A 14,168-nucleotide genomic window follows, 5' to 3' on the forward strand; every position below is an offset into this window, starting at 1 on the left:
TCAGTGCCCTAACCTTTGCTGTAACTGCGGTATCAAGTGTTGCATCTCTGCCTGTAACCGACCCAGTGGCTCAACAAGGCTTTGATTCTGTTTGGCTGACTGCTCCAATGACAGCGCAGCCTGGGTAGCAGGTGTCGCACAAAAGGTTGCCAGCAATCCCTTCAGGGTATGTGCTGTACGTGCCACTTTTTCATAATCTGTGTTCCGGGAGTCTTGCTCCAGACTGTTCATATAGACTGGCACTTCTTCCAAAAACATTTCCAGTACCGAGAGCAGCAACTCCTCTTCGCCTCCGATCATTTCCAGTGATGCGTCCCAGTCGTACAGCGCGGTGTCATTTGTCATAGTTGTACTTACTTCTTGTTGAGTTGCAGTCAAGGGCGCGCGCTCGGCACTCTGTTCCAGCGCTATCATCATCTCATCCAGCGACAAGGCTTCAGCAGCGCGCGGTGCAAGAGATTGACGCCCATATTGCTGAATCATCCGGATCATCTCGGTATAAAGTGCATCCGGACGAACAGGTTTGGAAATATAGCCATCCATTCCTGCGGCCAGACAGCGCTCTTTGTCTCCCTGCATGGCGTTAGCGGTCATGGCAATAATCGGTATATGAGAGTGACCGGACGCTTCACGCGCGCGAATCTGCTGCGTAGCCTCAATACCATCCATTTCCGGCATCATGATATCCATTAATATCAAGTCAAACGGTTGCTCTGCACACAAGGACAGTGTTTCCAGACCGTTCTGTGCCAGAGTGGCTGTAATCTGTTTTTTCTCCAGCAACTTCAGCGCCAGCCGCTGGTTGATCGGATTATCTTCTGCCAGCAGCACATGTAATCCTGACAACAACTGATCTGTATCATTCACTGCTGCTGGCTGACGTTGGTACTCCAACTGACCCAGCTGTTCCTGTAACGCACGGCGCAGCTCTGTCAGCGTCAGTGGTTTGGTCATATAACCCGCAATACCCAGTGCTTTACACCGCTGAGAGTCTCCTGATTCAGCGGATGAGGTGAGAATCAATACACGCGTCTGCAGCACCAACTCAGCTTCCTTAAGCTTTTCGACTACCGTATACCCATTCATACCCGGCATCCAGGCATCCATCAGGATCAGACCGTAGGGTTGCTGAGCACGTAACGCCTGCTGCACTTTATACAGCGCTTCAGGTCCAGAGGCACAGACATCAACCTGAACACCGATTTTTTGCAGCATCGCCAGGATGACACGACGATTAATTGGTTCATCATCTACCAACAATACGCGCTGACGTGCCAGATCTATATCTACACTACCTGCAGGGATTGGTGCTGTCATCAAGACTAAAGGCAAATCAAACTCGATTCGGGTACCCTTGCCCAATTCACTGTCAGCCGTTATCTGCCCACCCATCATTTCAACCAGTTGACGGCTGATGGATAAACCCAGCCCGGTGCCTTCATACTTTCGGTTACTGGCACTCTCTACCTGTTCAAAGGGGTTGAAAATAAACGCCAGGCGCTCTTTCGGAATACCGATTCCTGTGTCTTGAACAACAAAGTGAAAGTGGGGAATCTCCGATGCTGCACGATACTCAACCGATAGAGTCACCTCACCCTGCTCGGTAAACTTGATCGCATTCCCCAGTAAATTGGTAATGATCTGGCGTAAACGGCCGGGATCCACAACGACATATTGAGGCAAGTTTTCTGAAATATCATAATGAATTTGCAGGTTTTTGGCCCAGGCACGAGATGCCAGTGCCTTGACCGAAGTGCCAATTAACTCGATCAGATCAACCGTTTCGTTTTGCAAGTCCAGCTTACCTGCCTCAATTTTGGACAGGTCCAGAATATGATTGATAATCTCAAGCAGATGTGTAGCTGAAAGCCTTGCCAGATCAAGATGTTCGCGTTGCTCACGATGCAAAGGGGTTTCCAGCACCAGGTCCAGCATTCCCATAATACCGTTCATCGGCGTACGGATTTCATGACTCATATTGGCAAGAAACTGGCTCTTGGCGATACTGGCCGCTTTTGCCGCACTGATCTGGCGCTGCAGTTCTTCTTCATAGCGACATGCCAATGCAGCACCGGCCAGTTTACTCATCAACTTTTGCAAGGACGCTAGCAGATCATCGCTTAATGGCATGTTGGATTTTTGCAGCAGAAACACACCGAATCCGGGCAAGGCCAGAAGGTATCGATGAACACCCTGCTCAACGTACACGCGTGGCAAAGATCTCATAAAGCTGGTCAACCCCATACGCTCATCAGGAAAACCAATCCGCTGTATCAGCTCAGCGATATCTGCCTGACTGGCAAAACGCCGGGGTAAACTGACAACACTTTGCCAAGCCAGCGCAACTGAACACGAATCGAGTTCATGGTATTCGGTGGCGAGTGGTTGATCGTAACTGAATACCGCACAGCCATTTGCATTCAATACCCGCATCAGTGTGGTAGTACACTGACGCATCATCTCATCCATCTGCAGACTATTGCCGATCGACAGGGCAATTTCGTACAGCAGTTCAGTCTCGTGTATCTGGCTCAATCCGCACCTACTCAGTGACACTATCTGACGACGTTGACAACAACCCCAATACAGCCGTCTTGTTGTAAAACTCCAGGTAGTCCTGTCCTGAATTGGCAATTTCACCTAATGTCAGTGCACCAAACATCGGGTAATCACCCGATACTGCAGTGAACTCTTCCAGTATACGCGTTTGCATGAACAGCACACGTGAAATACAGTCAATCAGACAGCCGAATTCAGGCGCTGCAGACGAGATTTGAGTATATGCTTTTTCAGCCTGCTGATGTGCTTCTGCCGCTGCACCAATCAATGACTCAGCTGTTCCGTTCAGTATCCGCACAAAACTGCCTTCCGGCACTTCACCAACACAGATCATTCCCTGACCCTCTTTCAGCATGAGTGGGTCACGCACAATCACTTCAGCATCCAGCTTACTGATACCCAGCGGATAGGATTTGGCGATATCAAAGAAGTTATCTTCCGTGAAGGTTTGCCCACTGTGAGCCTCCACCACCTGACGATACACCTCAAAGGCGGGTTTCCAGTCCAGTGTCATCACATGATTCTTGTTTGATTCAGTCACCTTGAATGGCTCACTGATCGGCTGCCAGCCATGTGACACCCCGATACCGCTAAGCATTGGCAAGCGCATCAACAATGCTGCATCCTGAATCAGGCCCCGGGGTGTTATCAGGCAGGGCTTTTGTACAAAACTCAGAGATCCCGCTCCACCACCCAGATAATTCTGCTCAAGACCCAGGTTCATAAAGATAGCTTCAATGAAGGTCGCTATACAGGTGGATAACCCATCAACAAAAACCATATGTGTTGCGGGTCCCGGTAACCTGTCCCATTGATCTGCCAAACCTGCCAGGGGTGTATCAAAGTCAGCCGCAGCGTCACTCAATCCGGGAATAACAGACCAGTCCAACACATAGGGCAAGGGTAATAACACTGTTCCCTGAGTGTAATTCTGCCCTTCATGGATAATCTGAGGAAAAATTCCACCCAGTATTTGTATATCCGAGGATTGCAGCAACGGGTCCAGCTGCTCTGCAGTCCAGCCATTCTCATCTGCTGCAAACACCAGTATCGAGTGCACTTCTCCTGATTCAGAAAGTGCCTCTATGACCTGCTGTAAACCAACCACAGAAATTTCAGTCAGTAATTGTGGTTTCATGATCATCACTCCTGGCAAGCCTTGGATAAAGTGGGTGCATGCGTAGCATAATTGTCTATCAGCTGAATCAGTGCCGCGGGTTCAAGCGGAGGTGAAATCAGGTAGCCCTGAATCTCGGTCGCGCCCAATGCATCAATATAATCACGCTGTCGCTGCGTCTCGACCCCCTCAGCAATCGTTGTCAGACCCAACCCCTGACACAAGGATGTCAACGCACGTACGATCGCCCGGTCACTGCGCCCACGCGTAATATCCTTAACAAAAGCACGGTCAATTTTAAGTGTATCCAACGGAAAACGCAGCAGATACTCCAGTGAAGAGAAACCAATGCCAAAATCATCAATCGCGATCTTAAAGCCCATATGGCGCAAGCGATGCAGTGTCTCAATGGTCGCTTCCGGGTTATGCATCGCCAGACTTTCAGTAATTTCCAACTCCAGCTGCCCCGGATCAACCTCTGCCGCCTGAACAATCGACTGAATTTTTGCAGGCAGATCCAGCTGCTCGAACTGAGCGGGTGACAGATTGACGGCCATGCGTAAGGTATAACCCTGTAACTGCCACGCGCGTTGTTGACGGCAGGCTTCTGCCAGTATCCAGTCACCCAGTGGACTGATCAGCCCCATCTCTTCCAGAATCGGAATAAAACGAAACGGCGGAACGGATTCTCCCTGAGGATGTCGCCAGCGCAGTAAAGCTTCCACGCCGACGACACGATCACTGCTCAGATCAATCTGCGGCTGGTATACCAGATAAAATTGCTGCTGCTCTACAGCGGTACGCAATTCTGCCTCCAGCTTGAGACGGGACTGCAAACCATCATCAAGGTCGTCACTGTAGAAGCCCAGCGTTATATTAGCAGTCGGTTTTTGCAGGCGTTGTGCACGATGCGCCATACGCAACAGTACATTGGCATCCTGAGTATTATCAGGAGCCATGCTGGTACCTGCTGTATAGGTGAGATACGTCTCACGGTCTCCCAGCATCCAGGGACGATCCAGTTGCTCCAGCCAGGCATGTAGCTGAATGCCTATCGAATCCATACAGCGGTCCAGTTCCACCTGAAGCCGAAGGGCGAAGGTCCCTCCATCTAGACGCGCCAGCATGGCATCTGCCGGAAGATCACTGCGCAACTGGTTTGCCATCAGCCCCAATAGCTGATCTGCCAGTTCAATACCATAGGTTTCGCTGATCTGCTGAAAACGCAATACCTCCAGCACCACAACCACCAAACGGGCCGGGTGCTGCTGCTGTGCCTCCAGACATTCTTCCAGATCGCGCTGAAACAATCGCCGGTTGGGTAACCCGGTGACAGAGTCATGAAACATCAGGTAGTTTGCCTGCTGCTCCAGACGCCGCTGTGAGGTGATATCCTGTATTGCACCGATTAACAACTGCTGTTCGGGCATCAACTGACCAACAATTTTTAGCAGGTAATCCTGTCGACGCCCCGGTGATCTGACCTCAAAATCAAATTTCAGCCCGGTTTTAATCGCATCATCAAGCACTGTCGCCATACGCTGGCGATCATCCGGATGAATGATCTGCATCACCGTATCAAAGGTAACCGGTAACTCATCCAGCCAGTGTAACAGCTCATCCGCATCTTCTGACCAATGCATTTCCTGCCGCTGCAGGTCCAGTTCCCAGAAGGCCAGACCAGCCAGCATACGCGCCGTTTCCTGAAGACCTGTGACACGCCGCAGATCCCGTTCACGTGAGGCATCACGCAGCGCATAACGAATGCGCTGATGCAGCAACGGAAAGTTGATCGGTTTAGGAAAGAAGTCGTTGGCACCCACATCAAAGGCCTGCTCAATTGACTCCAGATCATCATCTGCCGTCAGCATCAGAATGGGCGTCACCATGTGGCGTTCGTGGGCACGAATCTGGCGTATCGCCTCATAGCCATTGAGCTGCGGCATATGTACATCCATCAACACCAGATCCGGTGCGTGCCGGATAAACTGTTGTACCCCTTCTGCACCATCAGCCGCTTCCAGGATCTCATAGCCACGCTTGCCCAGATAACCTTTTACCTTCATGCGCTCGATGGCCGCATCATCCACAACCAGAATGCGGGTTGTTTTTGTCATCATGTCACTGCAAACCTCTTGACGGTTTCAAGTACAGCGTCCAGTTCCGTCAACTTGACCGGTTTTCCCAAATGACCATTCATACCTGCTTTCAGGCAGGCTTCTTTATCTGCCGGTAATACATTTGCTGTCATGGCGTAGATGGGCATCACTGCCCGACCCTGCCGGGCCTCCAGCTCGCGTATTTTGGTTGTCGCTTCGACTCCACCCATCACAGGCATTTGCATATCCATCAACACCAGATCAAAGCTGCGCTGTTGACACAGTTCTATTGCCTGCTTGCCATGTTCAGCCAGCGTCACCTGATGATGGCGCTTTTGTAACAGAGTACTGATCAGGCGTTGATTCACTTTATTATCTTCAACCAGCAAAATCTGCAAGCCTGACTGTTCCATATGACAGGCCCGTTCAGCCGCAGTAGCAGGCTGTTTTTGTAACATCTGCTGAATTTCGACAGGCGCTGGCGGGTGCGTCAGCAATCTGTCGATCTGCAGAGATTGCAGTTGCTGCTGCAACACACTGCTGGAGGCATCACTGATCAGCATACAATTTTCTGGCAACACGCCATATTCAAGTAGCTGTTCTATCACCTGAATACCTGTATATTCGGCATTCAGATGATGCTGTATCAGATATGACCGCGGCTCACTGAAAGCTGATTTGCTCTGGCTCAATAGAACATCAGGGTCGGTAAAGCATTCGCAGGTATAACCCAGGCGTCTCAAAAAGCCACTCAATGTCCTCATGTTTTCCGCAACAGTATCCAGAAGCCACAGGGTTTTCTCTTGATCAGGATACAACGTTTGATCAAACCGGCCCTGCTCACAGGGCAGCTCCACCCAAAAATGACTACCCTGCCCTACACTACTCTCCAGGCCGATACGTCCTTGCATCAGCTCAACCAGTCGGGACGTAATGGCAAGCCCTAATCCGGTACCACCAAACTGACGGGTAGTTGAACTGTCTGCCTGTGAAAAGGCATCAAAAATATGCGCCTGTTGAGATTCGGGAATACCGATTCCCTGATCATAAACATGCAGACACAAGATCCCCTTGCCGTCACCAGTGCCTGTCTGCCAGCCGATGGAGACCTTAACCCGGCCTTCAGCTGTAAACTTGATCGCGTTGTCACATATATTTACCAATACCTGCCGTAAGCGCACAGGATCTACACAGGCATAATCCGGAACACTTTCAGGTAATTCCAGAACCAGGCTGACACCTTTCTTGCGTGCCAATACAGCCGCAGGTTTCAGACACTGCGTCAGCAGTGCTTTAAGATCTGTTTCCACAGGCGAAATCGCCAACTTTCCCGCGTCAATCTTAGAGAAATCCAGAATATCATTCAGAATAGACAAGAGCGCATCAGCAGACGACTTGACCACCCCCAGATAGCCGCGCTGAGTGGCTGTCAGCTCAGTATCCAACGCCAGTTCTGTCATGCCGATAATACCGGTCATCGGTGTGCGGATCTCATGACTCATATTGGCCAGGAAAGCGCTTTTGGCCTCACTAGCAGCCTCAGCCGCCTGGCGTGCTTCATCGAGCGTCGCGTTCAGGGCATAAAGTTCTTCGTTACTGCTTTTAAGGTCCTGTTCCAACTGCTTTTGCTGGGTAATATCGGTGCGAATCGAGATAAACCGGTCAATCTGACCTGCCGCATCATAGAGCGGCATAATGGTGGCTTTTACCCAGTAGTCATCACCCGCTTTATTGATGTTTTTGATTTCACCATGCCAAACCCCGCCTGAAGTAATCGTTTGCCAAAGCTGTTCAAACATCTCGGGCGGATGAAAACCACTATTGATAATACGATGATTACGTCCGATAAGCTCAGCATCAGAGTAGCCGGAAATAGAGCGAAAATGTTGATTGGTATAGGTAATATTACCGTCAGTATCCGTCATACTGACGATAGCATGCTGATCCAGAGCATTTTGCTGCTGTTTTAGCTCCTTGGTAGCGGCTTCCAGTTCCCGATTACGCTCAAACAGCAAATCAACAATATTGCGTACCCGTGTGTCCATAAAAAACAGCGCCAATAAGGCAGCCACAAAAGTCAGGAAAACAAATACGATCAGATACAAAAAACGATCGCTCTTTGCTAATACACTCTGGCTGACCGGTAAAGTCACTACCTGTATACCGCGAACATCACCAACCTGCCAGTCACGCCTAGGTGAGTCAGGATGATTGTTATGACACGCTGTACAGGTGGGCTGCATGCGAATAGGGGTCGCAAATATCAATGCCTTACCCCCAGCCTGCATCTCGAAACGATAATATTCGTCCCTGCCTGCTTCTCGCATCATGGCAAGAGCCTGTTGATCAAATTCAGTCAACAGTCGATCTGCCCGCTGGGGAAAGGGAAAATCACTCAGCAAGCGAGTATCAATGGTTTCATCACGCTGGCTCATAAACTCAGCCAGATCCAGCGTCATGGTCGCCGGGATTGGAATCGAACCCGGTTGATCGCGGTAATGCTCTGTCACCTCGACCCAGGGATGCCCCACCAGCGGTGTGACAATCACATCAGTATAGAAGGCACGGAAAGAGTCGATGGCTTTGGCATAGGTACGTGCGGAGCGCAAGAGCTGATCATCCTCGGCACCTCTGACCACCCAGGTACCCAAAGCCAGGAAAATCACTGCAAAAAAGCATGCAGCCAATGACATGAACCAGCGAAAGCGCCTTTGTTGACCTGCCAGTTGGTGAGCCTGATGATAATTAGGCAAGCGAATCTCCCTTGGAAGACAGTAACAGCAGTTTTTCCAGCTCAGCGGCCAATGCCTCGGTCAGGGCAGGTGTTCGAGGAAGCAAGCGCACAGGCTCAAGGTGCTCAGCTAAAGGCTGCTTATCACTGCTGATCATCAAGACAGGAATATGACAGTTGATTCCTTCGGCTTCACGCAGGGCGGATATAACAGCAGCACCATTCAATGTCTTCAGCTGTCGCCCGATAATCAGGCAGTCATAACGGCTGTTCAGCAACTCACGCAGTGCTTCCAGACCATCATCTACCAGATCCACCTGCAGTCTGAACGCAGCTGACACCTGCTGGCACAATTGCCGCATCAGTCGCGAAGATTCGACAACCAACACCCGGCGCGCCTGCTGGCCAGAGTTCAGTCTGAGATTTTCCAACTGCTGTTTCAGGTGGCTGATATCATCACCGGACAGGAGCACCTGTGCCGCTTGCCGCAGTAAATCGATAAAGCCAAAAAAGACCACCAGTGGCTCCCGGGATGGCGACAACTGCCATTCAGCCAAGACAGATTCAAACTGATGACAGATGCTGGTCACCACCGGAAAGCCATGTGTCCCGCCGGAACCTTTAATACTGTGCACCAAGCCAAACAGACGATTAAACACCGCCTGGTCATAAGACCTCTCTAATATTAACAGATCCTGCTCAGCTCGGTCACACTGTTCCGGCAGCTCCAGGAGAAAAGCTTCGCTGAGCTGTCGCAGAAGCCGGTCAACCTGATCTGCACTGTGCACATCAGTCATTGGTATTTCCCTCCGGGATAAAACGCTGCACTCGGCTGCGCCCCGCAGATTTGGCCTGATAAAGCGCTTTATCGGCCATGTTCAATAAGGATGCAGGCAGGATCTGATCCGCAGTCGATGCGACACCGGCACTGAAAGTGACCTGAAACTCGCCTGGATCGGCTGTAAAACGTAATGCTTTGAAGCGTTCGAGTGTCTCTTCAATCACCCTGGTAGCCACCTGTGCGGTTGTATCCGGCAAAATAATAATAAACTCCTCTCCGCCATAACGACCGATCAGATCGGATTTGCGCAAACGCTGACGCAGCATGTGTGCCATGGCTCGAATTACCTGATCACCGGCAGCATGACCATAGGTATCATTCACCTGCTTGAAATGATCCAGATCGAGCATCACCACGGAAAGTGGTATCGCATTACGTTCGGCACGCGCTATTTCCACTTCCAGCGCTTCTTTGATACGCGAATGTTTGAGCAACCCGGTCAAACCATCGCGTGCCATTAACGAATCCAGTTTACGAAAACGTGCCGCACGCACCCTGACAGATGCCACCAGTCGGGTATCCGAAATAGGCTTGGTAATAAAATCATCACCTCCCCGCCCCATGGCCATGAGCTGCTGGTCCAGATCTGTTTCAGCTGACAGATAAATAACCGGCAGACTCAGCCACTCGTCATAGGTACGGATCAGTCCAGCCAAGTCTGCACCGGAGCACTCCGGCATATGAATATCCATCAATACCAGGTCCGGCCTGAAGTCTGACAGACGATCCATGATCTGGGTGGGTTCATTCAAAGTTTCCACAACCATACCGGATGCAGACAGTACCGCAGCATAGTGCTGCCCCTGAAGCAGGTCATCCTCTACGATCAGTACACGATAAGCCACCGGACGATCCTGCTCCAGGACAGCTTCGAGACGGTCAACCAGGCGTGGTATGTCCAGTGGCTTGAGCATATACCCCAGAGCCCCCATACGCACAGCCGTCAGACGTGCCTGAAAAGAGTCGGTTGCTGATATAAAAATAACGGGTACACCCAGGCGGACCAAAGGAGAGTGGCGCGTCAGGCGTTCTGCCGCATTGATGCGTTCACGGGTAAAGACCAGATCCAGAATCAGGCCATCAGGACGCTCATCAGCAGCCGCGGCTTGCTCAGCGTCTGTAAAGGCTTCAAACCAGCGTATCACGTAGCCAAACTGCTCCAGGACACCAATGATTTCAGCGGCCTGCAATGCATCATCTTCAACCAGCCACAGCAGCGGCTGGCGCGCATGATAACGTGGGACATCAGCTACCAGAGAGTCAGTCGCCATGTCAGCAAACGCAGCCTGTTTTAACTGCTCGATCAACTGCAGCAGGCTCTGCACCAGAACTTGGGTAGCGTCAGTTGGATGACCGGCTTTAATCAGCGCCCTGACTTGCTGCTCGACAGTCCGCGTCTGGTCAGTAATTTCCTGAAAACCAAATGTACCCGCCGATCCGGCAATACCATGCAATTGATGCCGCAGGGTTTCCAGCTGCGCCAATTCTGGACCGGAGTCGATCAACTCCTGAGTCAGACGTTCCAGCAAGCGGGTTTCTTCCGGCAGACGTTGTACATACAGTTTCGCCAGGTTTTGTAACAGCTCGGCGATCGCTGGATCAGACAGCATTCACTCGTCCTTAACCAATACACTCTATACGGTTTAATTCATTGGAACTATAGAACAAAAGCCTTCCTTATCGCCAGCAGATTACATCCGAATACCGCCAAAACTGCGTAATGTGCTACAGTAGCAACAGATCTATTCAGGAGTTTGATTATGCCATTGCTCGACAGTTTTCGTGTGGATCACACCCGCATGCACGCACCTGCGGTACGCACCGCCAAAACCATGCGCACCCCATCAGGGGACCCGATTACCGTGTTTGATCTGCGCTTCTGTATTCCAAACCATGAAATCCTGTCTGAAAAAGGAATTCACACGCTGGAGCACCTGTTTGCGGGCTTCATGCGCAGCCACCTGAACAGTGACCAGGTCGAAATCATCGATATTTCACCAATGGGATGTCGTACCGGTTTCTACATGAGCCTGATCGGTACACCGACTGAGCAGCAGGTCGCTGATGCCTGGACGGCCTCCATGCAGGACGTTGTGAACGTTGCTTCAATGAAAGATATTCCTGAGCTGAATGAGTATCAGTGTGGAACCTATACCATGCATTCACTGGAAGAGGCGCAACAGATTGCCAGGGATATTTTGCAACGCGGTGTGGGAATCAACAGCAATGAAACACTGTATCTGAGTGAAGAGTTCCTGCAGGAAAAAGAAACGCAGAGCTAAGCTCTGCGTTACCAGAGAGTGCTCGTTTCATCCTGATACGGCACTCAGATCTCCTGTTGAATCGCGCTGAAGCGCTGAGGTGATTCATTATTCAGAATTTTAACAAATCATAAACAGAAAAAACAGAACTATTTCTAAATTTTCTTTTCCCAGAATTGCGCAACACCGGCTTCAGGATCCAACTGATAGGGTTTAAAGCCTAAACGGGTATAACTGGCCCTGGCTGGCTGGTTTCCTTCCAACACCTCCAAAGTCATCTTGCAGCACCCCAGGGAGCGGGCAAACGCTTCTGCTGCGTCAAATAATTGAGCAGCAATACCGCGTCCCCGATAGTCCCGGTTCACCATCACATCATGAATATTCAGTAACGGCTTAGCAGAAAAAGTGGAAAAGCCTTCTACCGTATTCATCAAACCGACCGGACGCTCGGCATCATACGCAATAAAGCTGTGCAAATGAGGTCGGCTACTCATGGCTCCGATCAGACTTTTCTGCACCTGCTCCGACAAGGGAACGCCCCCTCCCATTGGATCACAGGCGTACTCATTCAACAGCTGCACCAGCGCTTGCGCATGTTCCGTGCGGGTGAGATCTGCTTTTACAATTGCTATCATTGTCTTTCCTTTGCAATATATGAAGAAGCGCCTTCTATCCAGGCCGAATATCCCAGGATAATACCCCGACCTCCAGGCCCTGAATGTCAACGATCAGACTCCGAAACTATCAGCAGCAAGCCGTTGCTGCAACACTGAATCACTTTCGCCACTCAAACGAGTCCGCACTGATCGTGCTGCCGACGGGAGCCGGGAAAAGCCTGGTGATTGCAGAACTGGCACGCTTGGCACGGCATCGCCTGTTAGTACTGACCCATGTACAGGAGCTGGTAGAACAAAACCATGCCAAATACACTGCGCTGGGTATGCAGGCCGGGCTCTTCTCTACCGGACTGGGCAAGCATCAGACAGACTACGCCGTCACCTTTGCCAGCATTCAATCACTGGCCAGTCAGACAGAGCGTTTCACCCAGCCGTTCTCACTGGTCATTATTGATGAATGTCATCGCGTCAGCCTGGATGAAAACAGCCAATACCAACAGGTGCTGCAACACCTCAGGCATTATAACCCCTCGCTGAAGTTGCTCGGCTTGACTGCAACACCCTATCGTCTCGGACAGGGTTGGATTTACCGCCGCGACTATCGTGGTTTTGTCCGCGAAACTGACCAGGCCATCTTTGAACACTGTATCTATGAGCTGCCCCTGAGTCATTTGATTCGGGAGGGGTATCTGACACCGCCCGTCTGCCAGGATGCAGCGGTGCATCATTATGATTTCAGCAGGCTGGAACATCCTGATGATAGCAGCCAGGCAGCTGCCGTTAATCAGTTGCTGCGCAAATACCCTCGCGTTACTCAGGCAATCTGTGAAGAGGTAATGACGCTCGCTCAGACACGTCGTGGCATCATGCTGTTTGCAGCCAGCGTCGAGCATGCCGAAGAAATACTCGGCTATCTACCCGGCACAGAAGCAGGCCTGATTACCGGGAAAACAGAATCCCAACTGCGTGCTGACACGATTCAGGCATTCAAACAACAAAAACTGCGCTACCTGGTAAATGTCTCTGTGTTGACGACCGGCTTTGATGCTCCACATGTCGACCTCATTGCCATTCTGCGTCCCACCCGCTCTATCAGCCTGTACCAGCAAATGGCTGGACGCGGACTACGTCTCTACCCCGGCAAACAGGACTGCCTGATCATCGACTATGCGGCTAACGGCTTTAACCTGTTCACTCCTGAAGTCGGCAGCCCAAAACCGGCTGCGGACACAGAGCCTGTACAGGTATTTTGTCCCGACTGCGGGTTTGCCAATACCTTTTGGGGACGTACTGATGATCAGGGACAGGTTACAGAGCACTTTGGTCGCCGATGCCAGGGATTAGTCGAACAGGCAACACAAACAGAACAGTGCCGTTATCGCTTTCGCTTCAAGGAATGTCCTGCCTGCCAGCATGAAAATGACATAGCCGCACGACGTTGCGAACACTGTAACAAGACCCTGATAGATCCGGATGATCTGTTAAAACGGGCACTGTCCCTGAAAGATGCGCGAATTCTGCGCTGTGCAGGAGTGACCTGTGAAGTCGATGCACACAAGCTGACACTCATCTATCATGATGAAGAGGGTGACACCCTCAAAGAGTCTTTTGATTTCACCCGACCTGGACAACGCCAGCGCTTCAATCAGGATTTTGGCAGACGCTTGAGCCCGACACCCAGGTGTTTCACACATGCACAAGAGGTTCTCCTCTATGCCGGGCATCTGCGGCATCCAGACTTTGTCATCGCCAGGCGGCAGAAACACTACTGGAGAATTGAAGAGAAACTGTTTGATTATCAGGGCCGATACCGCAAAGCCTATGAACTACACTGAAGTACAGCTGTTTTATTGATGCATCGCAGTAGATTGACCGAAGATGAGTTGAATTCCAAGGCAACACGCGGGATCATTAGCCTTATTATAAAAATTGATAAGCGATCG

9 protein-coding genes are annotated in these 14,168 nt (G+C 50.9%); 2 read left to right on the plus strand and 7 right to left on the minus strand.

Annotated elements, in window-relative coordinates; translation table 11 throughout:
- The 6 genes from ADINL_RS00880 to ADINL_RS00905 are packed head-to-tail and all read right to left on the minus strand — an operon-like array spanning position 1 to position 10,957.
- Positions 1 to 2,535 carry a response regulator gene (locus ADINL_RS00880; RefSeq protein ID WP_051632435.1) on the minus strand — a complete coding sequence of 845 codons (2,535 nt, stop codon included), beginning with the start codon at positions 2,533 to 2,535 and terminating at the stop codon, positions 1 to 3.
- A 7-nt stretch (positions 2,536 to 2,542) separates the two neighbouring features.
- Complete coding sequence (locus ADINL_RS00885; protein WP_051632442.1) at positions 2,543 to 3,697, minus strand: FIST signal transduction protein; 1,155 nt, start codon at positions 3,695 to 3,697, stop codon at positions 2,543 to 2,545.
- A gap of 5 nt (positions 3,698 to 3,702) precedes the next feature.
- Entirely contained in the window at positions 3,703 to 5,796 is a 2,094-nt protein-coding gene (locus ADINL_RS00890; protein WP_051632436.1) for a putative bifunctional diguanylate cyclase/phosphodiesterase, read from the minus strand.
- On the minus strand, positions 5,793 to 8,528 hold the full coding sequence (locus ADINL_RS15775) for an ATP-binding protein (protein WP_051632437.1): 2,736 nt from the start codon (positions 8,526 to 8,528) through the stop codon (positions 5,793 to 5,795). The genes ADINL_RS00890 and ADINL_RS15775 overlap by 4 nt, the downstream gene beginning before the upstream one ends.
- Positions 8,521 to 9,303 (minus strand): response regulator, encoded by a 783-nt coding sequence (locus tag ADINL_RS00900; RefSeq protein WP_036542702.1) that lies wholly within the window; start codon positions 9,301 to 9,303, stop codon positions 8,521 to 8,523. The genes ADINL_RS15775 and ADINL_RS00900 overlap by 8 nt, the downstream gene beginning before the upstream one ends.
- Positions 9,296 to 10,957 carry a diguanylate cyclase gene (locus ADINL_RS00905; protein ID WP_036542705.1) on the minus strand — a complete coding sequence of 554 codons (1,662 nt, stop codon included), beginning with the start codon at positions 10,955 to 10,957 and terminating at the stop codon, positions 9,296 to 9,298. The genes ADINL_RS00900 and ADINL_RS00905 overlap by 8 nt, the downstream gene beginning before the upstream one ends.
- A gap of 150 nt (positions 10,958 to 11,107) precedes the next feature.
- Here ADINL_RS00905 and luxS point away from each other — a divergent pair, with 150 nt between their 5' ends.
- Positions 11,108 to 11,629, plus strand: coding sequence for an S-ribosylhomocysteine lyase (gene luxS / locus ADINL_RS00910; RefSeq protein WP_036542709.1), 522 nt, complete (start codon positions 11,108 to 11,110; stop codon positions 11,627 to 11,629).
- A 134-nt stretch (positions 11,630 to 11,763) separates the two neighbouring features.
- On the opposite strand, the gene ADINL_RS00915 is transcribed toward luxS, so the two are convergent.
- A complete protein-coding gene (locus ADINL_RS00915) occupies positions 11,764 to 12,243 on the minus strand; it encodes a GNAT family N-acetyltransferase (RefSeq protein WP_036542712.1) in 480 nt (159 codons plus the stop codon).
- Between the two features lie 83 nt (positions 12,244 to 12,326).
- Between ADINL_RS00915 and radD the strand changes: the two genes are divergently transcribed.
- Positions 12,327 to 14,060: a DNA repair helicase RadD gene (gene radD / locus ADINL_RS00920; protein ID WP_036542714.1), complete on the plus strand. Its 1,734-nt coding sequence runs from the start codon at positions 12,327 to 12,329 to the stop codon at positions 14,058 to 14,060.
- Positions 14,061 to 14,168: the final 108 nt, after the last annotated feature.

The organism is Nitrincola lacisaponensis (assembly GCF_000691225.1).
GTDB classification, from domain to species: Bacteria; Pseudomonadota; Gammaproteobacteria; order Pseudomonadales; family Balneatricaceae; genus Nitrincola; species Nitrincola lacisaponensis.